The 22,346-nt window shown below is 36.4% G+C and carries 23 protein-coding genes; 18 read left to right on the plus strand and 5 right to left on the minus strand.

The genetic code is table 11. From position 1 onward, the window contains the following. Positions 1–118: 118 nt before the first annotated feature. Complete coding sequence (locus ACR1PN_RS09930; protein WP_433979916.1) at positions 119–913, plus strand: hypothetical protein; 795 nt, start codon at positions 119–121, stop codon at positions 911–913. A gap of 102 nt (positions 914–1,015) precedes the next feature. On the opposite strand, the gene ACR1PN_RS09935 is transcribed toward ACR1PN_RS09930, so the two are convergent. Then, complete coding sequence (locus tag ACR1PN_RS09935; protein ID WP_433979917.1) at positions 1,016–2,437, minus strand: sugar MFS transporter; 1,422 nt, start codon at positions 2,435–2,437, stop codon at positions 1,016–1,018. Positions 2,438–2,664: 227 nt separating this feature from the next. Here ACR1PN_RS09935 and ACR1PN_RS09940 point away from each other — a divergent pair, with 227 nt between their 5' ends. Continuing rightward, complete coding sequence (locus ACR1PN_RS09940; RefSeq protein WP_378171691.1) at positions 2,665–3,414, plus strand: NUDIX hydrolase; 750 nt, start codon at positions 2,665–2,667, stop codon at positions 3,412–3,414. Positions 3,415–3,445: 31 nt separating this feature from the next. Here the strand turns inward: ACR1PN_RS09940 and ACR1PN_RS09945 are convergent, their stop codons facing one another. Both ACR1PN_RS09945 and ACR1PN_RS09950 read right to left on the minus strand, forming a co-directional pair. Next, entirely contained in the window at positions 3,446–4,075 is a 630-nt protein-coding gene (locus ACR1PN_RS09945; RefSeq protein WP_433979918.1) for a CatA-like O-acetyltransferase, read from the minus strand. A gap of 65 nt (positions 4,076–4,140) precedes the next feature. Further along, positions 4,141–4,980 (minus strand): helix-turn-helix domain-containing protein, encoded by an 840-nt coding sequence (locus ACR1PN_RS09950; RefSeq protein ID WP_433979919.1) that lies wholly within the window; start codon positions 4,978–4,980, stop codon positions 4,141–4,143. 268 nt (positions 4,981–5,248) lie between these two features. On the opposite strand from ACR1PN_RS09950, the gene ACR1PN_RS09955 reads away from it, so the two are divergent. From ACR1PN_RS09955 to ACR1PN_RS10005, 11 genes are all read left to right on the plus strand, one after another. Next, positions 5,249–6,232, plus strand: coding sequence for an aldo/keto reductase (locus tag ACR1PN_RS09955; protein WP_433979920.1), 984 nt, complete (start codon positions 5,249–5,251; stop codon positions 6,230–6,232). A gap of 100 nt (positions 6,233–6,332) precedes the next feature. Further along, positions 6,333–6,623, plus strand: a complete 291-nt coding sequence (locus ACR1PN_RS09960; protein ID WP_072959829.1) for a DUF3861 domain-containing protein — start codon at positions 6,333–6,335, stop codon at positions 6,621–6,623. A 50-nt stretch (positions 6,624–6,673) separates the two neighbouring features. After that, positions 6,674–7,522 (plus strand): NAD(P)-dependent oxidoreductase, encoded by an 849-nt coding sequence (locus tag ACR1PN_RS09965; RefSeq protein ID WP_072959832.1) that lies wholly within the window; start codon positions 6,674–6,676, stop codon positions 7,520–7,522. 96 nt (positions 7,523–7,618) lie between these two features. Next, positions 7,619–8,011, plus strand: a complete 393-nt coding sequence (locus ACR1PN_RS09970) for a MauE/DoxX family redox-associated membrane protein (RefSeq protein WP_433979921.1) — start codon at positions 7,619–7,621, stop codon at positions 8,009–8,011. A gap of 106 nt (positions 8,012–8,117) precedes the next feature. Continuing rightward, complete coding sequence (locus tag ACR1PN_RS09975; RefSeq protein WP_433979922.1) at positions 8,118–8,276, plus strand: hypothetical protein; 159 nt, start codon at positions 8,118–8,120, stop codon at positions 8,274–8,276. 26 nt (positions 8,277–8,302) lie between these two features. Beyond that, positions 8,303–8,560: a nuclear transport factor 2 family protein gene (locus tag ACR1PN_RS09980; protein WP_433979923.1), complete on the plus strand. Its 258-nt coding sequence runs from the start codon at positions 8,303–8,305 to the stop codon at positions 8,558–8,560. A 133-nt stretch (positions 8,561–8,693) separates the two neighbouring features. Then, positions 8,694–9,605 (plus strand): helix-turn-helix domain-containing protein, encoded by a 912-nt coding sequence (locus ACR1PN_RS09985; protein ID WP_433979924.1) that lies wholly within the window; start codon positions 8,694–8,696, stop codon positions 9,603–9,605. Positions 9,606–9,630: 25 nt separating this feature from the next. Continuing rightward, positions 9,631–10,221 (plus strand): TetR family transcriptional regulator, encoded by a 591-nt coding sequence (locus ACR1PN_RS09990; protein ID WP_433979925.1) that lies wholly within the window; start codon positions 9,631–9,633, stop codon positions 10,219–10,221. A 69-nt stretch (positions 10,222–10,290) separates the two neighbouring features. Next, positions 10,291–10,752: a hypothetical protein gene (locus tag ACR1PN_RS09995; RefSeq protein WP_433979926.1), complete on the plus strand. Its 462-nt coding sequence runs from the start codon at positions 10,291–10,293 to the stop codon at positions 10,750–10,752. 2 nt (positions 10,753–10,754) lie between these two features. Beyond that, a complete protein-coding gene (locus ACR1PN_RS10000; protein ID WP_433979927.1) occupies positions 10,755–11,057 on the plus strand; it encodes a DUF3817 domain-containing protein in 303 nt (100 codons plus the stop codon). Then, entirely contained in the window at positions 11,054–11,431 is a 378-nt protein-coding gene (locus ACR1PN_RS10005; protein WP_433979928.1) for a rhodanese-like domain-containing protein, read from the plus strand. The genes ACR1PN_RS10000 and ACR1PN_RS10005 overlap by 4 nt, the downstream gene beginning before the upstream one ends. Positions 11,432–11,560: 129 nt before the next feature. On the opposite strand, the gene ACR1PN_RS10010 is transcribed toward ACR1PN_RS10005, so the two are convergent. Together ACR1PN_RS10010 and ACR1PN_RS10015 are read right to left on the minus strand one after the other, a co-directional pair. Next, positions 11,561–12,385: a tyrosine-protein phosphatase gene (locus ACR1PN_RS10010; protein WP_433979929.1), complete on the minus strand. Its 825-nt coding sequence runs from the start codon at positions 12,383–12,385 to the stop codon at positions 11,561–11,563. A gap of 9 nt (positions 12,386–12,394) precedes the next feature. Next, a complete protein-coding gene (locus ACR1PN_RS10015) occupies positions 12,395–15,313 on the minus strand; it encodes a TonB-dependent receptor (protein ID WP_433979930.1) in 2,919 nt (972 codons plus the stop codon). Positions 15,314–15,572: 259 nt separating this feature from the next. Here ACR1PN_RS10015 and ACR1PN_RS10020 point away from each other — a divergent pair, with 259 nt between their 5' ends. The 5 genes from ACR1PN_RS10020 (at position 15,573) to ACR1PN_RS10040 (ending at position 22,235) form a co-directional block, all read left to right on the plus strand. Beyond that, on the plus strand, positions 15,573–16,730 hold the full coding sequence (locus tag ACR1PN_RS10020) for a helix-turn-helix domain-containing protein (RefSeq protein ID WP_433979931.1): 1,158 nt from the start codon (positions 15,573–15,575) through the stop codon (positions 16,728–16,730). Positions 16,731–16,776: 46 nt separating this feature from the next. Then, entirely contained in the window at positions 16,777–17,793 is a 1,017-nt protein-coding gene (locus tag ACR1PN_RS10025; RefSeq protein WP_433979932.1) for a ligase-associated DNA damage response exonuclease, read from the plus strand. A 262-nt stretch (positions 17,794–18,055) separates the two neighbouring features. Continuing rightward, positions 18,056–19,636 (plus strand): ATP-dependent DNA ligase, encoded by a 1,581-nt coding sequence (locus tag ACR1PN_RS10030; RefSeq protein WP_433979933.1) that lies wholly within the window; start codon positions 18,056–18,058, stop codon positions 19,634–19,636. A 155-nt stretch (positions 19,637–19,791) separates the two neighbouring features. Then, the gene (locus ACR1PN_RS10035) at positions 19,792–20,328 is read left to right on the plus strand and encodes a DEAD/DEAH box helicase (protein WP_433979934.1); all 537 of its coding nucleotides are present in this window, start codon (positions 19,792–19,794) and stop codon (positions 20,326–20,328) included. After that, the gene (locus tag ACR1PN_RS10040) at positions 20,268–22,235 is read left to right on the plus strand and encodes a helicase-related protein (RefSeq protein ID WP_433979935.1); all 1,968 of its coding nucleotides are present in this window, start codon (positions 20,268–20,270) and stop codon (positions 22,233–22,235) included. Before ACR1PN_RS10035 ends, ACR1PN_RS10040 begins: the two co-directional genes overlap by 61 nt. The last annotated feature ends 111 nt before the right edge of the window (positions 22,236–22,346 follow it).

The raw sequence follows: 22,346 nt of genomic DNA on the forward strand, positions 1-22,346 counted from the left end.
ACGTATCTCCATAAAAACAAACGTGAATATTTGAAACTTTATTAATTATGTAATAAAAACTAATATTTAATAGAATTTTTTATATTTGAAAATAACTAATGCCATTAAAAAAAATAACATGAAAGAAATTGTAATTGACTTGTTAAAAACTTCTTCAAATCGTATAAAGCATCCATTAATAAGTTCGTTTATCCTTACTCATATTATATACAATTGGAATTACTATTTAGTTTTAATATTTTCTGACTTATCAATTGAAAATAAAATTTTGTATATAAAAACTCATACTGGGATATTTAATTTTTTAGCACCATTAATTGTTTCAATATTTTACATTGTATGTTTTCCATATATTAATAATCTTTTCAATGATATATTAGAAAATGCTAAAATGAAAGAAAATAAAAGTAAGTTAATTTCAGTCGATAGGATGATGAAAATAAAACTTACGGAAGCAAGATATGAACGGCAAATTGCAGAGGAAAAAGCAGGTACAAAAGAATTAGAAACCCTTAAAAACCAAATTGAATCATTGAAAGGGCAATCAGATAGTTTGTTTAAAGAGAAAGAAGAATTAATATCTATAAATAATAAAAGCAATGCTGATTATAACAACCTATTAAGAGAGTTAGAAAATCAAAAAGAATTATTTAACAAATCTCTAAATATTGATTATTCCATGATCGAGGATTCAAATAGAAATCTAAGTATGAGTGCAAAACAATTATTGCTCAAGTTTGATAAATATAATAAAACGAAAAGATTTGTGGTAATTGAGCCTGAATCGGGTGATTTCAATGCTGCTAAAGAGTTATTGGGTAAAAAATTAATATCAAAAGTAACCAACCTCTTTGATGATTTTAGTTATGAATTATCAGAATTAGGCAAAATATACATTAAATTATTATCTTAAAGCAGACATCAAAGAATACACATAATTAAAGTATTTTAAAAAATACTCACAAAAACAAAAAACCTGCTGTTGAGCAGGTTCTCTATATGAAAATCAAAAATCTTAATGTCCCGATTTTGCATCCGCATCCTGTTTCACATGCCCTAAATATTTGGTGCAGTATGCTCCAAAAATTAAGATGACTACATAACAGAACACAGGAATGATAAAAGATTTCTGTACGCCAAAAATATCAGCCAGATAACCCTGGAAAATAGGAACAATCGCACCACCCAAAATTGCCATTACGACCAATGACGAACCTTGGCTTGTGTATTTTCCTAATCCTGAAATGGCAAGCGTATAAATATTAGAGAACATAATCGAGTTGAAAATTCCGATTCCTAAAATGCTGTACATCGCCAGTTCGCCCTGATTTACCATTGCAGAAATCAATAACAACACGTTGATGGATGCAAAGATTGATAATGTTCTTGCCGGAGCAGATTTTCCGATAAAGAAAGCAATAAAGTTTAATACAATAAACACAAGGAAGAAGCTAATCTGTGAAAACGTTAAATCAACAACACTGAAAATCACTAAGAATACTGCAGCTGCGGCACCAATCATATATAAAGCTTTTTTCTGCTGACTGATTGCCTGATTAAGAGAGATAGCTCCCAAAAACCTTCCGATCATTGCACCACCCCAATACAGAGAAAGATAGTTTTTACTTACCACTTCATTCAGATTCATTACCTGTGGCTGCTCAAGGAAACTGATGATAAAGCTTCCTACCGCTACTTCCCCACCTACATAACAAAACATCGCAAAAACTCCGAATAAAAGATGCGGATACTGAAGTGCTCCCAAACCTTTTACGGTTTCCTCTTCTTCGCTCTGGAAAGACGGAAGTTTTACTTGAGAAATCAATAAGGCAACCAATAATAAGATTCCCGCAAAAATAAGATAAGGAATTCTCGTTGCTACTGCAGAGAACGATCCGTCATCGGCAGAGAAAAATTCAAAGATTAAATGGCCACCCAAAACCGGCGCAATCGTTGTCCCGAATGCGTTGAAAGCCTGAGTCATATTCAGTCGGCTTGATGCAGATTCTGCCGAACCCAAAAGAGATACGTAAGCATTGGCTGTAATCTGAAGAACGGTAAATCCTAATCCAAGTACGAAGAGTGCACCAAGGAACAATCCGTAAGAAGAAAAGGTTGCCGCCGGATAAAATAATACACATCCTAAAGCCGCAAGGAAAATCCCAAAAAGAATTCCCTTCTTATACCCTACTTTGTTGATCGGGTCTTCACTGATCATTGAGATCAGGAAGTAAATCAGCGAACCGATAAAATACGCTCCGAAGAAGCAGAACTGCACGAGCATCGATTCGAAAAAGGTAAGATTAAAAAGCTGTTTCAGGTATGGAATAAGGATGTCATTCATACAGGTGATGAATCCCCACATAAAAAATAAAAGCGTAATGGTAATCAGCGGAACTGTATAATTCCTGCTTTTTGTCTTTACTTCATTGATCATAACATTCATTTATATTAAAAAAGAGGATAAATATAATCTCTTTTCGTGATAAAAACTCAATTTGAGATAATAAATTTATGTCTGATTCCATTTCAAAGATAAAAATCTGCAAAAGTGTAATAAAATTGCCTTGTTATCTGGAAAAAACTTTCACAAGTGGGTAAATAGATTATGTCAGTTAAATATTAATGTTAAATTTGTAAATCAAGATTTTCTTAACAAATACTATGGATTCTAAACAGCAATTTTTAAATCTGTCCGAAGATGCTAAAGAAACTTTTCTGCCGCATTTATCGGCTGATCCTGTGATTTTCGGGTTTGATCAGAACGAACTGAAGGTACTGCTTGTAAAAATGAACTACCGGAAACAATGGATGCTTCCTGGAGGATATATCGGCAAACATGAAGATCTTGATGAAGCAATGATGAGAATCTTAAAAGACAGAGCCGGTATTACCGGAGTTTATGTTGAAGAATTTGCTGTATTTGGGAAAAAAAACAGGAGCGAATTTTATTTTGAAGATTTTGATGAAACGCTTTTTCATAAGCAAAGATTTATAACCATTGGCTTTTATGCGCTTTATAACGCTTCAAAACTACATCCTGTACCCGATGAGTTGAGCGAAACCTGCGAATGGGTTTTTTTGAGCCAGCTTCCGGATATTGAGCTGGCCATGGATCATCGCGAAATTATTGATAAAGCATTACTGACATTAAGAGAAAAAATATCTATAAAACCCATCGGTTACAATCTTCTTCCTGAGAAGTTTACTCTTTCTGAGTTACAGAAGCTGTACGAAGTAATTTTAGGAAAAGAGCTGAACAGAGGAAATTTTTACAGAAAAATTAAAAATCTCGGAATTCTTAAAAAACTTGATGAGCAAAGACGTGGTGGAGCGCACAAATCTCCCGACCTCTATACTTTCGACGAAGAAAATTATGCTAAAGCTTTAGAAAACGGACTTAATAGCTGGTAATAAAAAATCCTGATTTGCTCAGGATTTTCTTTTATGGTAAATCTAATTGTCTCTGAAACTCTTCAACATATTTCGCCAAATGAAGTCCATCCGCCAAACCATGGTGCGCTTCAATTGAAACCGGCATCATTTTTTTTCCATCTTTAATGCTGAATTTCCCGAAAGCAATTTTCGGAATACATTCTTTCGGATCAAAATTAGTAGGATGTAAAATTGTGGTAAATGAATTCCACGGAATTGTCGTATGCCTGATGTGATTGATTGGCAAAACATCATTGCTGATTCCCAAGCCTGTCGAATTTTGAACAGTACGAACCTGATCCTGCAATCTTTTGTTAAACGTTTTAAAATCCTCAGAATAATGAAAAAAAGAAAAACCGAATGTTCCATCTTCCCTTCCAATCGTGCTTCCGACATGAACTTCATCAAATAAAATAATCTGGTCGTCTACCATTCTCAACTTCAGTTCGTCCACCGTGTTAATCGCAACCATCGATTTATAAAGATAATAAGCAAAAAAAGAATACCCGTTTTCCTTTGCATCGTTATAAGCTTTTGTACAATCCACCTCCGTTGTAAACCCGAAATACGGGCTTTTCATCTTAGAGAAAAATTCAAAATGCTCTTTTCTGTTCCAGCTTTCAATATCAATTACCTTCATTACTTTATTTTTTGCAAATTTCCGTAAGATTTATTGATTTAAAAAATTACAGATAAGGAGATTAATCATAAAATCTGTTGAAATTTATAATCGGAAGGATTCATATTCATTTGTTTTTTAAAATAATTGGTTAGATGACTTTCATCTGTAAAACCGAACTCAAAAGCAATCTGTTTCATCGTCATCTGTCCCGCCTGAATTCTTTTTTCAATGAGTTTTAACTTATAATCGGTAATGTATTTTCGGTATGAAACTTCAAAATTTCTTTTAAAATAAGAGCCGAAATACGTTTTAGAAATACTGAAATGTTCAGAAATATTCTGAATTCTGATCTTCTCAGGACTGTAAATATTCTGATGGATAAATGTTATCAAATCCTCTTTTTTAGGAATTCCGCTGTTTATTTTGAGATTCATTTTTACGGAAGCTTCCCGGATCAACCCGAAAATCGAAAGAATCTGAAAAAATATAATCGGAGAATCTGAAATTTTATGAAATTGGTTGTAATCAAAAATATTTTCAACAGTTTTTTGAAGGATTGTCTTACAAGGTTCATCAAATATTAATTTCTCTTCTTTCAGATGAGTATTCCTCATAATATCGTTTGGCGAAGCAGTGATCAGATTGTCGGGAACAAGATGTTTATTGCTTTCAAAATAACCGTCATTAAATTTAATGAAACAAAATCTGGTTGACTTTCTGATGTCAAAAAAATGCTCATCATCAGGAGAAATCAGGAATAAATCTCCCGTTTTGTAAGGAACGATAATTTTATTGATATGATGATTTCCAGAACCTTTGAAAATGTAAACCAATTCATAATACGTATGACTGTGTTTGGGAAAAGGATACTCCAAAGCTTCAATAGTATCAATTTCTAAAGGCTCAAACTGTTTTCGTTTCATCTTTTAAAATTACAATTTGTTAAGCGATTTTTACAACCTTAAAATGATTTTTTTTAACAAAATTTGTATAAGTCTTGAGATATTTATTTAAATCTACAATTCTCTCTTTTAAATTAAATCTTAAAAAATTTAAATATGAAAATCTTAAAAAAATATCCGGAGTTTTGTTGGGCAGTCTTTTGCTTTTTTCCTGCAATCAGAAAAATAAAGACAAAAAAAGAGACTATTCACTATTGACAATTCACAATTCACAATAAAAATAAAATTTATGCAATACAGAAAATTAGGAAACAGCGATTTAGAAGTTTCAGCAATTACCTTCGGAGCTTGGGCTGCAGGAGGTTGGATGTGGGGAAGCACAGACCGAAACGATGCGATTGAAGCAATAAAAGCATCTTACGACGTTGGTGTAACGTCGATTGATACGGCACCGATTTACGGACAAGGAACGAGCGAAGAGATTGTGGGTGAAGCAATTAAAGGAATTTCACGGGATAAAGTTCAGATCCTGACGAAATTTGGAATGCGCTGGGATCTGGCAAAAGGCGATTTTGCCATGCACAGCAAAGATAACAGCGGAAATGCAATTGATGTATACAAATTTGCCGGAAAAGAAAGCATTATCTACGAATGCGAACAAAGTTTGAAACGCCTGGGAACAGATTATATCGACCTTTATCAAATTCACTGGCCGGATTCTACAACTCCGATTGATGAAACTTTTGAAGCCGTGTCAAGGCTGATCGAACAAGGAAAAGTCCGTTTTGCCGGAGTTTGCAATTACAGTGCGCAGCAAATGGCGGAAGCAGAAAAAACATTAAACTTAGTATCCAATCAAATTCCGTTCAGCATGGTAAACCGCGGAATTGAGCAGGAAACAGTTCCTTACTGTATCGAAAATAATAAATCAATTTTAGCTTACAGTCCTTTGGAAAGAGGTTTGCTGACAGGGAAAATTACATCTGATTATAAATTCCAGGAAGGCGATCACCGTGCTGGTCATAAACATTTTCAGCCTGACTTTATTGAAAAAACGAATCAGCTTCTGGATAAAATTAAACCTATTGCAGAGAAACATAACGCAAGTTTGGGACAGTTGGTTCTTCGCTGGACGATCGAAAGACCGGGAATTACGATTGCTCTGGCTGGGGCAAGAAATGCAGAACAGGCGGTTCAGAATGCAAAAGCGATTGATATTAATGTAAGCAAAGAAGAATTAATCACAATAAACGATTGGGTTAATCAATTTTAAATAATAACGGTCAATTGTGAATTCGCTTCGCTTGTCAATGGTCAATTTTAAAATTCCCTTGCGAAGCAAAATTCACAATTGACCTTTCACTCTTATAACAATGGAAAAAAGAAACAATACCTATCATTTAGAGCTCAGAGAATTATCGTTAAAAGACGGTTCTGAAGGCACAAAAGAATTGAATTTTGATTTTGATAATCATGACAACTTATTCCAGATTTTTGAAGTCATTACATCAAAGAAAGTTTTTGACAATGAACAAACTGCGCACGAATTTGCTTTAGGTTTAAAACTTTTCACCGAAGTCATGCTTAAAAATAAAAAGCATCCTTTATTTGAAGAATTAAGACCTGCCATCATGGAATTTATGAAGAAACTGAAAAGTTATTAATAAATTTATGACAGATTTTAAATAAACTGTTTAATTTAAATAAAAATAAAGTGAACGAAGAAAAAATAGGATTTATCGGATTGGGAAACATGGGACATCCGATGGCGAAAAATCTTGAAAAAGCAGGATTCCAGCTTTCTGTTTTTAACCGGACAGCGGAAAAAGCGGAAGATTTTAAAGAAAGATCCATTGTTCGAAATACCGTTTCTGATGTCGTGAAAAACAGTGATGTTATCTTCACCATGCTGACGAATGATGCAGCTGTAAAAGCGGTTTATGAAGAAGTGCTGACCCAAAATATTTCAGGAAAATTATTCATCGATATGAGCACAATTTCACCTGAAGCAACGAATGACATTTCCAGTGCTGTTAAAATTAAAGAAGCCGGATTTCTCGATGCGCCGGTTGCCGGAAGTACAAAACCTGCTGCGGAAGGGACTTTGATCATCATGGCTGGCGGCGATGAAAAAGATCTTCAGCGTGCTGAACCTTATCTGCAAAAGCTTGGAAAGCAGATTAAACATTTAGGTGAAAACGGAAAAGGAATTGCTGCAAAACTTTCGGTAAATTATTTTCTTTCAACGATTTATCAGGGATTAGCGGAAACTATTCTGTTATCAGATAAATTGGGAATCAGCAGAAAAGATATGCTTGAAATCATCAATGAGAGCGCGAGCGGAAGCGGTGCAACCAAAGTAAAAACGCCTTTGCTGACCGATGAAAATTACGATCCTGCTTTCGCTTTAGACTTAATGCTGAAAGATATTTTGCTGGCAAAAGATGCGGGTGCCAATTTCCCATTGTCAAAAACTTTAATTGAAACCTATCAGTCGGCTCATGACGACGGTTTTGGAAAAGATGATGTAATTGGGATTATTCAGTATTTAAGTAAAAAGTAATAAAGAACCAAATTAAAAGTTTAAGATAGGATAAATTAAGATGTGAAAATATCATCAAACTTCTAACATCCCTCTCCCATCCAAAAATATTAAACTATGAAAGATTTTAAAACTGCATTTTTCTTTTTACGGCTTCCGGTTGCGGTGTCGCTGTTGGGGCACGGCTTGGTTCGCCTTCCCAAGCTTCAGACCTTCAGCGAATGGATGTTGACAACCATGGTAAAATCAGCAATTCCCTCAGCACTGATTGTTCCGTTCAGCTATATTTTGCCTATTGCAGAAGCCATTTTGGGGATTTTATTGTTGATTAATTTTAAAACAAAGTATACTTTATATGCAAGCTTAGCTTTAATGAGTATTCTGATTTTCGGAAGCTGTTCCATTGAAAACTGGTCTGCCATCGAAGCCCAGCTGTTGCACTCATTTTATCTTTTTGGATTGTTCTGGTTCTATGAAAAATTTAAAACAGAGCATCAAACTTCAAATTGATTGATTTTTGAAAGTTCCCGTTTGATTTTTTATAATCTCAAGGCCTGTCTCAAAACTAATTTTGTATCAGAAATTTAAAACAAAAATCAATACAAAATTTAACATTATGAGTACACAAGAACAAATCAGAAATGCAGCACAGGCAACATTCAAAAATCATTTAGAATTTCTTTCTTCGGGTGAGATCGAAAAATGGGTAGATCTTTTTGAAGAAAACGGGATTCTTGAATTTCCCTATGGACCTGCGGATTTCCCGAAACAGTAATAGGAAAAACAGAGCTGTATGAGTATATGCAGAATTTTCCAAAACATTTTTCAGTCAGTTTTGAAAACCTGCATTTTCATGCGACCGAAAGCCCAAATTTGGTTATTGCCGAATTTACGAGCAACGGAAAAGCCATCAGTACCGATAAACCTTACAACCAGCAGTATATTTCTGTGGTAACAACCAATGATGATGGTAAAATCCTGAAATATGTTGATTTCTGGAATCCATTGGTCGCAATGGAGGCCATCAATGCGCCGCTCAGCAATTTTGTGAAGCAGTAACATACACAACAGCCATGATCTCAGCAGATTGTGGCTGTTTCTTTAATTTTCGTCTAGTGTAGACGATTTATTATCCATTTATACTACATTTGTTATGCTTGAAAAAATAAAAAGATATTTCAAAAATCTGGTCATGAAAAAACCTGAAACACTGGAAGAATTTTATGCGAACCGTCCTTTTCTGAAAACTTTTGATTTGTCTGATAATCAAGAACATTTCAATGTTTTGGACATTGAAAAACAGAAGCAGATGGAAGGCAATGCAGCCGTTTCTTTCGGGAGGAAAAATTATTTTAAGATTTGCATGGTTTCCGGGAACAGCAAAATCCATTACGCCGATAAAAGCTTTGAAATCCTGAAGCATGGTCTCCTGTTTGCCAACCCGCTGATTCCCTATGATTGGGAAGCCATTTCCGGTGCACAGAAGGGCTACAGCTGTATTTTTACAGAATCGTTTACCGAAGGTTTCGGCCATATTAAAAAATATCCATTTTTCCAGCCGGATGGTTATCCTGTTTTTGAACTCACAGAAGAAGAAAAATTCAATTTGGAAAATATTTTCGTACAGATGCAGAAAGAACAGTCTTCTGAATTTGATTTCAAAGATGATGCGCTGAAAAACCTTATTTTCCAGCTTATTTTTACTGCTCTCAAAATCCGCCCTTCAACACAGATTACAACAGAAAAAATGAATGCAGCCGGGAGAATCACTTCCCTGTTCTTGAATTTACTTGAAAGTCAGTTTCCGATCAGCAATACGATTAATGGGATTGGGTTGAGAAGTGCTTCAGACTTTGCTGATCAGATGTCGGTGCATGTAAACCATCTCAACAAATCGGTGAAAGAAACCATGATGAAAACCACTTCGGAGCTCATCAGCGAAAGGATTTTGAAAGAGGCTAAAATCATGCTGCAGCACAGTTCGTGGGCGATTTCAGAGATTGCATACAGCTTAGGCTTTGAGGGGCCTGCACACTTTAGCTCATTTTTCAAAAAACAGGTTCATGTATCTCCGAGCCAGTTTAGAAGTGAAAAAATAGTTTAATTATTTGTTTATTTGCATTTTATTTATGAAAAAATCAGAAGCAACCCGTTTAAACATCCTACAAAAAGCATTTGAATTAATTTACACTAATGGTTATCAGACCACCAGTGTAGATGAGATTATTGCGACTACTCAGGTGACGAAAGGTGCGTTCTATTATCACTTCAAAACGAAGGACGAAATGGGTTTGGCAATCATTAATGAACTCATGATTCCCAACTTCAAAAATACTTTCATTGAACCTTTTCAAAATACTATAAATCCGTTAGATGCAATTTATAATTTAATGTATAATTTACTAATGGAAAATGAGATGTTGAAGGTTGAATATGGCTGTCCGGCTTCCAACTTTACCCAGGAAATGGCGCCCTGGAACATTGATTTTACCAAGGCTTTGAATACACTTTCCTTACAATGGGAAAACACAATGATTGAAGCGGTTGAAAAAGGAAAAGAAAACGGTTTGGTGAAAGCTGAAGTTAATGCAAAAGAAGTTGCCGTTTTTGTACTTTCAGGATATTGGGGTGTAAGAAATTTAGGAAAATTAGAGAATTCCAAATCCGTTTATCTTGTTTATTTAAAAGGACTTAAGTCGTATTTTGAAACCCTGAAATAATTTTTTTGATTAAAAACATACTAATTAGTATGTTTTTGTTTTAACTTTGTCACATTATTAAAAAGATTAATGATGTATCAGACATTGACTTTTCTGCATTCTACTTTTCGGTGGTTGGTTCTATTGAGTCTAATTTTCTCGGTTTTCAGGGCTTACAAAGGATATTTTTCAGATAAAGAATTTTCAAAAACGGACAATTCCGTGAGACATTGGACGGCGACGATTGCTCATATTCAATTGGTTCTGGGAATTACTTTATATTCTCAAAGTCCGATCATTAAATACTTTTGGAACAATTTTGATGAGGCTAAAAAGTCGTTTGATCTTTTATTTTTCGGATTAATCCACATTTTCCTGATGTTGTTTTCTATTATTTTAATTACAATCGGTTCATCCATTTCTAAAAGAAAAACAACTAACAAAGAGAAGTTTAAAACAATGCTGATCTATTATGCCATTGCTTTGATTATCATTTTTATAGCCATTCCGTGGCCATTCTCTCCTTTTGCTAACAGACCTTATTTCAGATAATTATGATTGATTTATTTAAAACTAAAATAGGACGGTTGAGAATTATTGCCATCCTCGAAGGAATTTCTTTATTAACCTTAGTATTCATTGCAGTTCCATTAAAATATGGCTTTGATAATCCGGCTTTTGTAAAAATGATGGGACCGATTCACGGTTCGTTATTTCTACTTTTTTTATTCAACACTTTGAGCGTCGGTGTCGAACAGAACTGGAAGTTTAAAGACACAACCTGGAAAGTCCTTTTAGCCTGCATTATTCCGTTTGGAACATTTTACATTGACAGAAAAATTTTAAGCAAACTATGAAGAGTCTAATAATTTTATGCGGAATCATTCTTACCATTTATGTCGTGTACAGGGTTTATAAATATCAAACTTTAGATGATGGTTTACATAAATTGATAAAAAATGGCGCCATTATTCTCGATGTAAGAACGGAAAAAGAATTTGAAACGGGTCACATCGCCGGTTCTCAGAACATTTCTTTAGGAACAATCCGTGAAAGATACATAGAACTTGATCCGAATAAAACCTACATCACCGTCTGTTCTCACGGTTTAAGAAGCGTAAAAGTGGAGAATATTTTAAAGGAAAAAGGTTTCAAAAAAGTTCATAACGGAGGAGCTTGGAGTGATTTACAGAAAAGCTTGAATTTAAAAATCTCTGATGAGAAAAAATAAGCCATCTCAATCTGAGACAGCCTATTCTATTTAAATCTAACTGAGTATTGTGAAAATCATTTTTGCTTCGCTCATGATGAATTTATGAGGATGCTGTTTGAAAGAATTAGCAAGCGAAGCAAATTGATTTTATTTTAAATATTTCTGTTTCAGAACCGCAATTTCTCTCGGTCCGATTCCCATTTCAATCTGGAAGAAATTTTCTACACTTCCGTATTTTTTGTTGATCGCATTGAAGAAATTCCTGATGAGTTCCGGTCTTAGTTCCATTTGCTGTTTGATTTCCGCTTCCGTCATTCCCGACATTTTAGACAAACCTGAATACATTCCTCTCATGGTCGGATTTTTAGCTAAATAATAATTGGAAGCTACATAATCGTTTTCAATCACATCCTGCGGAACTCCTAAAATTTTCAGGAATAATGCCGAAGCCATTCCTGTTCTGTCGCGACCGCCTGTACAGTGGAAAAGCAAAGCTTCATCCGGTTTCAAAGTCAATAACTGAACGAATAACGATCTGTATCTTTCCCCGAAATACGGAAGCCCACCCTCGCCATACATATCAAACAGGAAGTTTTTGTCTTTTAGAAATTTTGCCATATCCTGTGCCGTCGGAAGATTGTTGCTTCCCGCCGGACAAAGAAGATAATTGGTGTTTTGCGGAAGTCTGTCCGGAGCTTTTTTCGCTTCTTCAATCCCTCTGAAATCTACTACCGTTACGATTTTTTTATCCTTAAAAGTTTTTAAATCCTTATCCGATAACTTATCAATCGCATCACTTCTGAACACTTTTCCAAGTGCCACTTCTCTTCCGTCAATAGTTTTGTAACCTCCCGTGTCCCTGAAATTATAAGCGCCTTCCATTTTTACTACACGACGAAGGCTGTCTGTAATTTGCGCATTTGCTGTTGATCCGAAAGCAATAATTGCCATTGTTAATACTAATTTTTTCATATATAAATTTTAAAATATTTGCCAGCGAACTCCCATTTGCCCTCTGCTTCCGTACCATTCGTTGGATGTAACTCTTTTTTTATTGTCGCCCATGTAAAGTCTTAGACTCTCGTTGCTTAGATTGTTTAATTCAATAAATAATTTAACTTTTTTGCTGATGTCATAGCTTGCAGATAAATCAAGGGTGAAGTTTTTATCTGACCAGATATAATACTGAGGTCCAAGCTTTTCATTAATGGTTTCAATGGATTTTCCTCTGTAATTTCCGGCAATACGAATCATTACTTTATTGCTTTCGTAGTAAAGAATTGCATTGAAAAGGTTTTTCGACTGATTCGGAAGCGAAGTTCTGTCTGTTGCAATTAAATTTCCACTTGTATCTGTTCTTGCCACATCAACATTAGAGTCGATATAGGTATAATTAAATTCCACTCCGAAACCGTTCCAGAAGCCTGGTAAAAAGTCAAGACGTTTGTTGATTCCCATTTCAAAACCGAGAAGATTGGAATCTTTAAGGTTTTTCGCCTGAGTAATCATATAATCCGTTCCGTTAAGATTCGTAATGGAAGTATCCTGGAAAACGATATCCGAAATCTTTTTGTAAAAAACACCTCCGGAAAGAATACCGATATTACTGAAGTAATATTCACCCATCAAATCCAGATTGCGGCTGAAAGTCGGCTTCAGATCAGGATTTCCTCTCGTAATTCTGTTTGGAGTTGTGGTATTGTCAATGCTTGATCCCGGCGACATATCTCCGAAATTGGGTCTGATAAATGACTTTGTATAAGCAAATCTTAAACTTGCTTTTGGTGAAAAATTATACTTTAAATGAAGCATCGGCAGAAAAGCATTATAATTACTTTCCACCACTGATGGGCTGATGACAGTTGTTGCAGGCGTTCCTTCTTTTGTTGCTTTTGCTCCGTATAAACTTAATCTTGTTGTTTCATTTCTAAAACCTCCTACGATTTTAAATTTATCATTTGCCTTGATTTCTGCCATTGCATAGGCCGCAAAAACATTTTCTTCCCCCGTGTAAACGCTTGTCGCATTGGTTTCTGCACTTGAAACATCCCTGAAACCGTTTTGCTGTAAAAAGGCTGGAGAATACATCTGGAAAAGCTGATCCTTCGTCGGCGGATTCATAATGTACGCACTGTAATTGCCGTTCATGCCATTCAGGAAAGTTGTTCCTTGTGGCGCCTCAGTGGTCGATAATTGAGACAAAGCCAGCAAAGCCGGAGAATTCGGGACACCTAAAGCAGCATTGGGAATATAAACCGCATTGTAACCGTAGGTACTGTTTCGGTCTTTTTCACGGTATTTTGCTCCGATTTTTAAACTAATATTAGAATTGATATCATATTTTAGATTCAATCTTGCAATTTTATCTCTTTCATTATTGTCTAATTTTGCGATAACTAATTGGGAAAGCAATAATTTATCCGCACTCATGGTTTCGTTCGGATTGGCTGTATCAGAGCTGTAATCTAAATACTCACCTCCAACTCCGTTTGGTGAATCAAATCCCCAATACCGTTTTCCGTCGCTTGAAAGATTGGTAAATCCGCCCGTGATTTTTTGTCTGAAAGTGGCAATCGGAAGTCCTTTAATTTCACTTGTTGGCGGAGTATCCAGGTAATATTTTGCCTGATAATCGCTTAGCATCCAATCCAAACTCAGTTTTTTAGAAAGAGAATGTTCACCACCCAGCTCCATTCCATATAATTCTGTCTGATAATGAGAATACCTGAAATTATACTGATAACGGCTGTTGTTATAATCCACATACGATTCGTAAACCGGACGAATATCATCAAACTTATTGAACATTCCACGGAAATAAATTTTGTTGTTGGCATTAAATTTATATTCCAATCCCCCATTTAGCCCGATTGTTCTTCTCGTTCCCATATACCTTTTCATCATGATGGTACTGATGGATTTTTTTTCAATATCACTGGCTGCAGCTGTATTGTACGTAACATCAAAAGAATCTGCTCCCCACTGCCTGTCCCAGATTGCTGCGGAAAGAATTACCCCTAATTTATTTTTGAAAAAGCGGTCTCCGTAAACAATTGATCCATTATAGGTGGCATTCTGAGAAAAAGTATTATACCCTCCTGCTCCGCTTACACTCAAAGTTTTTTTGGCAGGAGCGGTCCTTGTAATAAAATTGATGCTTCCTCCGATGGCATCACCGTCCATATCAGGAGTTACCGCTTTTGAAACCTGCACAAACTGAATCAATTCTGAAGGTACAACGTCCAAAACGAAAGACCTGTTCCCTAAAACATTCGCACTGGGAAGACGGTTTCCGTTAAACAAAGCGGAAGTCCACGCAAAAGGAGTTCCTCGAACGGTTGCCTGGTCTGCTTCACCGTGGTATCTTGCAACAGCAACTCCCTGAACTCTTTGCACGGCTTCAGCAGCGTTTCTGTCCGGAAGCTTTCCAATTGCGTCGGCTGCGATAACTTCCATGATGGCGTTGTTGTTTTTCTTGATTTCATAGGCTTTTGCCTGCGTTAAAGCATTTGGTCTTGAAATCACAACCTGTTCAATATCTTTTGTTTTATCCTTACTTTGCTTTTCTTCAGGGGCAATTGTAATATAACCGATATCGTTGGTTCCTTCTTTAATAATGATCGGAAAAATTTTTGTCTCGTACCCTAAGTATTCAACTTTAATATTGATTTCTCCTAACCTTGGTGCAAGAAGGTTAAAATCTCCGTCCAATGACGAAACGGCTTTCGCATCAGCGTCCACAATCGAAATATTGGCGCCGGGAAGCGCACCGTTTGTTTTACCCACTACCGTTCCTTTAATCGTCTGTGCATGAATGGTTCCCAAAGAAGCCATTAAAAAAAACGCAGATATCTGAATTATTCTTGACTTGTTTTTTGGAAAACCAATGGAATTGTTCATAGATTTATTTTTTCTGCAAATTTGGGATGCAGACTATTTCTATTCGTCCGAAACAAAAAACCATCATACGAAACGTGTCACTCGTTGTTTTGATACTTTTAAATAATTGTTTTTCATGACTTTAAATCAATTAAACTATTTGTTATTTATTTATGAACTCAATATTAAATCGCTGATATAATTTTTAATAGATATATAACAGCCCTAAGAATGATAAAATGCGAATTTTGCATTTATTTTGTGAAAACCTAAAGGAAGAATGCAATATATTGTTATACTCGGCGCTTTTCAGGCATTGGTAGCGCTCTGGCTTTTACAGTTTAAAGAGCAGAAATCACCCTCCAGCTATCTTTTTATCTGTCTTCTTTCGGCAATCGCGGTTCACCTGACGATTAAGTTTGTTATTTTTAATTTTATACCGGACGAAAGTATCAGGCATCAGATGAATACCTTTATTGGTGCTTCTTACGGACCTTTGATCTATTTATATACTTTAAGCAAGGCCAAAAAAGAGTTTTCCATTGCAGGAAAATGGTATACTTTTATTCCGCTTTTTATTTTGATGATTGGCTATCTTACGGTGTCCTCCGTATTTTTCGTATTAAACCGTGTTGACCAGAAACTGCTTGATCTGTATAATGATTTCAGTCTGGTTGTTTTATTTACCGTTAATCTCTATTATCCTTTGCGAAGTCTTTTCATTATTAGTAAAGCTCAATTCAAAATTTTTGAAAAAGTTGAATACGATATCATTATAAGAATTTCTTACTGTATACTATTAATGGAATTAGGAGTTATTGCTTCTAAAGCTTTACTTTATCTGTATCCCGAAGAAAATTATCTGATTAATGTTTCCATAAGAACAGTCGCTTACTTTTTACTGTTGGTGATCTGCCTTTTAATTGTCCGAAAAAGTTTAAATACAGAGAATATTAAAATAACTGAAAATGAAACAGATGGCAACTTTAAAATATTGGTAAATCAAAATTTTAACGAGAAAGAATTGGCATTAAATACCGTTGATTATGAAATAAAATTTAGTGCACTCTGGCAAAAGATGGACCAGTCGGTGAAACAGAAACAGCTGTTCCGCGATTGTGACCTTAATCTTGACCAATTGGCTTTAAAAACGGAAATCAACAAATACCAGATCAGCGAAATGCTGAACGGCTACAAACACAAACCATTCTACCGCTATATCAATGAATACCGCATCGAATATTTCAAAAATATGGTAGAAAAAGCGATCGAAAAGAATGAAAACATTAATTTTTTATCGTTCGCTTATGAGGCAGGTTTTAAATCAAAATCCTCATTCAATCGCTATTTCAAGGAAATAATCGGTAAAACGCCTTCGGAATATTACAAGAATTTGCTTAATGAAAATAAAGAGCAGAGTTTAGAAGTGACTGCTTAAATATTTTGGTCAGCTTTTTGAATATTCAGAAGAAACCTGAATTCTTTTGAAACTCATCACATTCACAAACAAAGGCATCTACTGTCCGCAAGGGAAATTCTACATCGATCCGTGGCGACCGGTTGATTTGGCGGTTATCACGCACGGTCACGCCGACCACGCCCGTTGGGGAATGAAAAAATATCTCTGTCATCATTTTACCAAACCTATTTTAAAGAAAAGAATTGCTGAAGATATTGAATGTCAGACTTTGCAATATGGCGAAGTTCTCAACATCAACGGCGTAAAACTTTCGCTTCATCCGGCGGGTCACATCATTGGTTCTGCGCAAATCCGTTTAGAATATAAAGGTTATGTGAGTGTAATTTCAGGCGATTACAAAGTTCAGGATGACGGATTGAGTACTCCTTTTGAACTTGTAAAATGCAATGAATTTGTGACGGAAAGTACTTTCGGACTTCCGATTTATAACTGGCTGGAAGTGGATGATCTGAACAAAAGAATGCAAAGCTGGGTTTTACGTAATCAGGAAAATCGGAAAACATCAGTATTCATAGGCTATTCTTTGGGAAAAGCGCAAAGAGTGATGAAAGCGGTGGAAGGAATAGGGAAAATTCACGTCCACTACTCTATTGGTAAGCTCAATCAGGCTTTTGAGGAAGTCGGAATTCAACTTCCCGATTATGAAGTTCCTGATTTTAGGGAAAATATTAAGCACGTTGCGGGAGATATCGTTATTGTTCCACCCGCATTATTGGATTCCAATGTTATTAAGAAAATTCCCGATGCGGCAACAGCAATTTGCTCTGGTTGGATGCAGGTTCGTGGTGCCAGAAGATGGCGAAGTGCGGATGCTGGTTTTGCAATGAGCGATCACGCCGATTGGAAAGGTTTGTTACAAGCGATCAAGGCAACCGAAGCCGAAATCGTCCACGTGACACACGGGCAAACCGAAGTTTTTTCTAAATATTTAAATGAAATCGGAATCAAATCTGATGTTGTTGAAACATTGTACGGCGACGATGACGAAGAAGAAACTGAAAAAGAAATTATCAAAGATTAAAGCAATGCTTGAAAAGTTCCGTAGGAACTTACTGTTAATAGCAAAAAGAATTAACGGTAAAGCGGAGCTCCGTAGGAGCGACCTATTAATAACAGCATATAAAGCAGAGAATCTCTCACAGCCCGACTTGAGTGGAAATTCTTTTTTTGCTGGACTAAAGTTTTGAAAATGTCTTGTAAAAAAGATGGACTACGTCGAAACACTCCGTTAGGTTTGGGAACGGAAGGCAGATTAAGCTGCCCAAAATAATAAAAATTTAGAAATGAGACATTTCGCTGAACTCATCAACGCTCTCGAAAGCACCAACAAAACCAACGCTAAAATCGATGCCATCATCGATTACCTGGAACGCGCGCCTGATGAAGATAAAGTCTGGTTCATCGCTTTGTTTACGGGGAAAAGACCGAAACGAAACGTGAACACCAATTATATGAAAGAATGGGCATTGGAAATCACGCAATTGCCGTTTTGGCTGTTTCAGGAAAGTTATTCTTCGGTCGGCGACTTGGGAGAAACATTGTCCTTAATTCTTCCGCCTCCAACCGAAAAAATCGAACATACTTTATCGGAATGGATGAATGATATTATCAACCTTAAAACAAAAACTGACCTCGAGAAAAAGGAATTTGTTCTGAATTCCTGGAACGGTTTGGATTATACAGAACGTTTGATTTTTAACAAATTGCTGGGCGGAAGTTTCAGAATTGGCGTTTCAGATAAGACTTTGATTAATGCCCTGACTAAATTTTCCGAACAGGAATCCAGTGCCTTGATGCACAGTTTGATGGGGAAATGGTTGCCGAATGAAGTTTCTTTTCAGGAATTGATTTCAGCAGAAAACGTCAATCCCGACAATTCAAAACCTTATCCTTTTTGTCTGGCTTATCCTTTGGAAAAAGATTTGGAAGAACTCGGAACGCCCGATGAATGGTTGATTGAATACAAATGGGACGGAATTCGTGGTCAAATCATCAGACGAAATGACGAAGTTTTTATCTGGTCAAGAGGCGAAGAGCTGATTACCGAACAGTTTCCTGAAATCAAAGAAGTGGTTCAACAGATGAAAGGTAATTTTGTTATTGACGGAGAAATTCTGGCTGTAAAAGATAATAAAGTTTTAAATTTCAATGAATTACAAAAGCGTCTCAACCGAAAAACTCTAACCAAGAAAATGCTTTCCGACATTCCGATTCAGGTTTTTGCTTATGATTTGTTAGAATTGGAAAGCAACGATTTGCGGGAAAAACCGATTTCCGGAAGACGTGCAATGCTGGAAGAATTATTACTGAACGAAGGCCCTGAAAACATCAGAATTTCACAACAAATTGAGTTTGAAGATTGGAACGAATTAGACCAAATCAGGGAAAGTTCCAGAGAAATCAACAGTGAAGGTCTGATGCTGAAACAGAAAAATTCTCCATACCATTCCGGACGAAAAAAAGGCGACTGGTGGAAATGGAAAATTAATCCGTTAACCATTGATGCGGTTTTGATTTACGCCCAAAAAGGCAGCGGACGAAGAAGCGCATATTACACCGATTATACTTTTGCCGTTAAAAACGAGGATAAATTAGTCACAATTGCCAAAGCGTATTCCGGATTAACAGATAAGGAAATTATGGAAGTCAGCAAGTTCGTGAATAAAAATGCGATCGAGAAATTTGGTCCGGTTCGAACCGTAAAACCTGAACTGGTTTTCGAAATTGCTTTTGAAGGAATCGGTTTCAGTAATCGCCACAAAAGTGGTGTTGCCTTGCGTTTCCCAAGAATCCTGAGATGGCGAAAAGATAAAACGGTTGATGAAATTGATGATTTGGAAGAAATAAAAAAATTGATACAGTAAAATTTAACCACAAAAGGCACAAAAGTTTTTTAAGTTTTAATAAATGAAAATTAAAGTTCATAAAAGACTATCCATACAGCTTTTTTGAACTTTTGAATAACTTAAACAACCGCTAACATCTTTTGTGACTTTTGTGGTTCAAAATAAAAAATAATTTGACAACATTCGAAAATACCGACGGCTACAAAATCATTCAAAACTGGATGAGCGATAAAGGTATTTCGCCTTTTAAATTTCAGATTCAGACTTGGCAGAAATTCGGAAATGGTTACAGCGGAATGGTGGTTGCGCCGACCGGATTTGGGAAAACCTATTCCGTTTTCTTAGCTTTAATTACAGACTTCCTGAATCATCCCGACAACTATAAAAAGGGACTGAAAATGATTTGGATTACTCCGCTCCGTTCCCTCTCAAAAGATATCGCCAAAGCAATGCAGGAAGCGATTGATGAAATCGGATTAGACTGGACAGTTGGAGTTCGAAACGGCGACACCGACCCGAAAGTCCGGCAACAACAGGTCAAAAATATGCCCGAAATTCTCGTGGCAACTCCCGAAAGTTTACAGCTTCTTCTCGGGCAGAAAAATCATCAGCGTTTTTTTACAAATTTACAGACGATTGTTGTAGATGAATGGCACGAATTATTGGGTTCAAAACGTGGCGTTTGGTGGAACTGGGGATTTCACAATTAAGAAATTATGTTCCCAAAACGAAGATTTGGGGAATTACGGCAACCATCGGAAATCTGGATGAAGCGATGGAAGTTCTGATTCCTTACAACATCAAAAAGACAAAAGTTACCGCTAAAGAACATAAGAAAATTGAGATTCTTTCCGTCTTTCCGAATGAAGTTGAAATTTTGCCTTGGGCAGGACATCTCGGACAAAAATTAGCAGATAAAGTCGTTCCGATTATTCTCGAATCAAAATCAACGATTGTTTTTACCAATACGAGAAGCCAGAGTGAAATGTGGTATCAATTATTACTCAATGCTTATCCAGATTTTGCCGGACAAATTGCTATCCATCACAGTTCGATTGATGCACATCTGAGAATTTGGATTGAAGAAAATTTAAGTTCAGGAAAACTGAAAGCAGTTGTTTCAACGTCGTCTCTGGATTTAGGAATTGATTTTAAACCTGTTGATACGGTTATTCAGATTGGCTCTGCAAAAGGTGTTGCGAGGTTTCTGCAGCGTGCCGGACGAAGCGGTCACTCCCCTTTTGAAACTTCAAAAATCTATTGTGTCCCGACCCATTCTTTGGAATTGATTGAAGTTTCAGCCCTGAAAGAAGCCGTCAAACAAAATGTGATTGAGCCTCGTGAACCACAGGTTTTATGCTTCGATGTTTTAGTTCAGTTTCTGATGACTTTGGCTATTGGCGACGGATTTTATCCCGAAGAAACCTATGAAAGAATCAAGCAGGTTTACACTTTTCAGGAAATGACGGACGAAGAATGGAAATCGATGATTGATTTTCTCACAATTGGCGGAAGCGCGCTGAAAAGCTACGAAGAATACCATAAAGTCGTGGTAATGGAAGACGGTCTGCACAAAGTAACTTCCCGAAGAATAGCGATGCTGCACCGGATGAATATGGGCGCAATTGTGAGCGATGCGATGCTGAAAGTAAAATTTATTTCCGGCGGGTACATCGGAATGGTTGAGGAATATTTTATCTCGAGATTAAAGAAAGAAGAGAAATTTATTTTGGCCGGAAGAGTTTTGGAAGTGGCGATGATCAAAGATATGACGGTTTTCGTTCGGGCTTCGAAAGGAAAAGCGCAGGCTCCTAGTTATTTAGGCGGAAGATTACCATTGAGTTCTAATCTCGGTCAGTTTTTACGTGAAAAATTATCCGGAGCGCTTAATCCGAAAGCTTCTGAAAAAGAACTGAAATTCCTGCATCCGCTTCTGGTTAATCAGGAAGAACGGTCGCACATTCCGAAGGATAATGAATTTTTGGTGGAATTGATTAAGAACCGTGAAGGTTATCATCTGTTTATGTATCCTTTCGAGGGTCGTTTGGTGCACGAAGTAATGGCTGCATTGATTGCTTACCGGATTTCAAAGCTGGCTCCGATTTCTTTTTCGATGGCGATGAATGATTATGGTTTTGAATTGTTCAGTGATAAAGAGATTCCGCTTAATGAAGAAAATTTAGACAAAATTTTAACGAGGGAAAACCTGATGACCGATGTGATTTCCAGCATCAATGCGGCAGAAATGGCAAGAAGGAAATTCCGGGATATCGCGGTGATTTCCGGGATGGTTGTTCAGAATTTTCCCGGACAACAGCGCTCCAACAAATCTCTGCAAAGTTCGGCAGGTCTTATTTTCAAAGTTCTGGAAGACCACGACCCGAATCATTTCCTTGTACGACAGGCTTATATGGAAGTTTTCAATATGCAGTTGCAGGAACAGCGACTTGTGGAAGCATTCAAAAGAATCGAAAAATCAAAAATTATCCTGAAATTTGCAAACGCTTTTACGCCACTGAGTTTCCCGATAAAAGTAGACAGTTTGCGACAGACTTTGACGAGTGAAGATTTGGATTCCAGAATTCAAAAACTGATTCAACAGGCGAAGAAAAAATAATATTTGTTTTTGTGAATTTTGCAGTGTTTTTGTCATTCCGTGGGAATCTCAGCTGTTTAGATTGACTTCGTCGAACCGCTACGCTAGGTTTCCTACGGAATGACAAAGATT

Source organism: Chryseobacterium sp. RLHN22, from assembly GCF_051011795.1.
Lineage (GTDB): Bacteria > Bacteroidota > Bacteroidia > Flavobacteriales > Weeksellaceae > Chryseobacterium > Chryseobacterium zhengzhouense.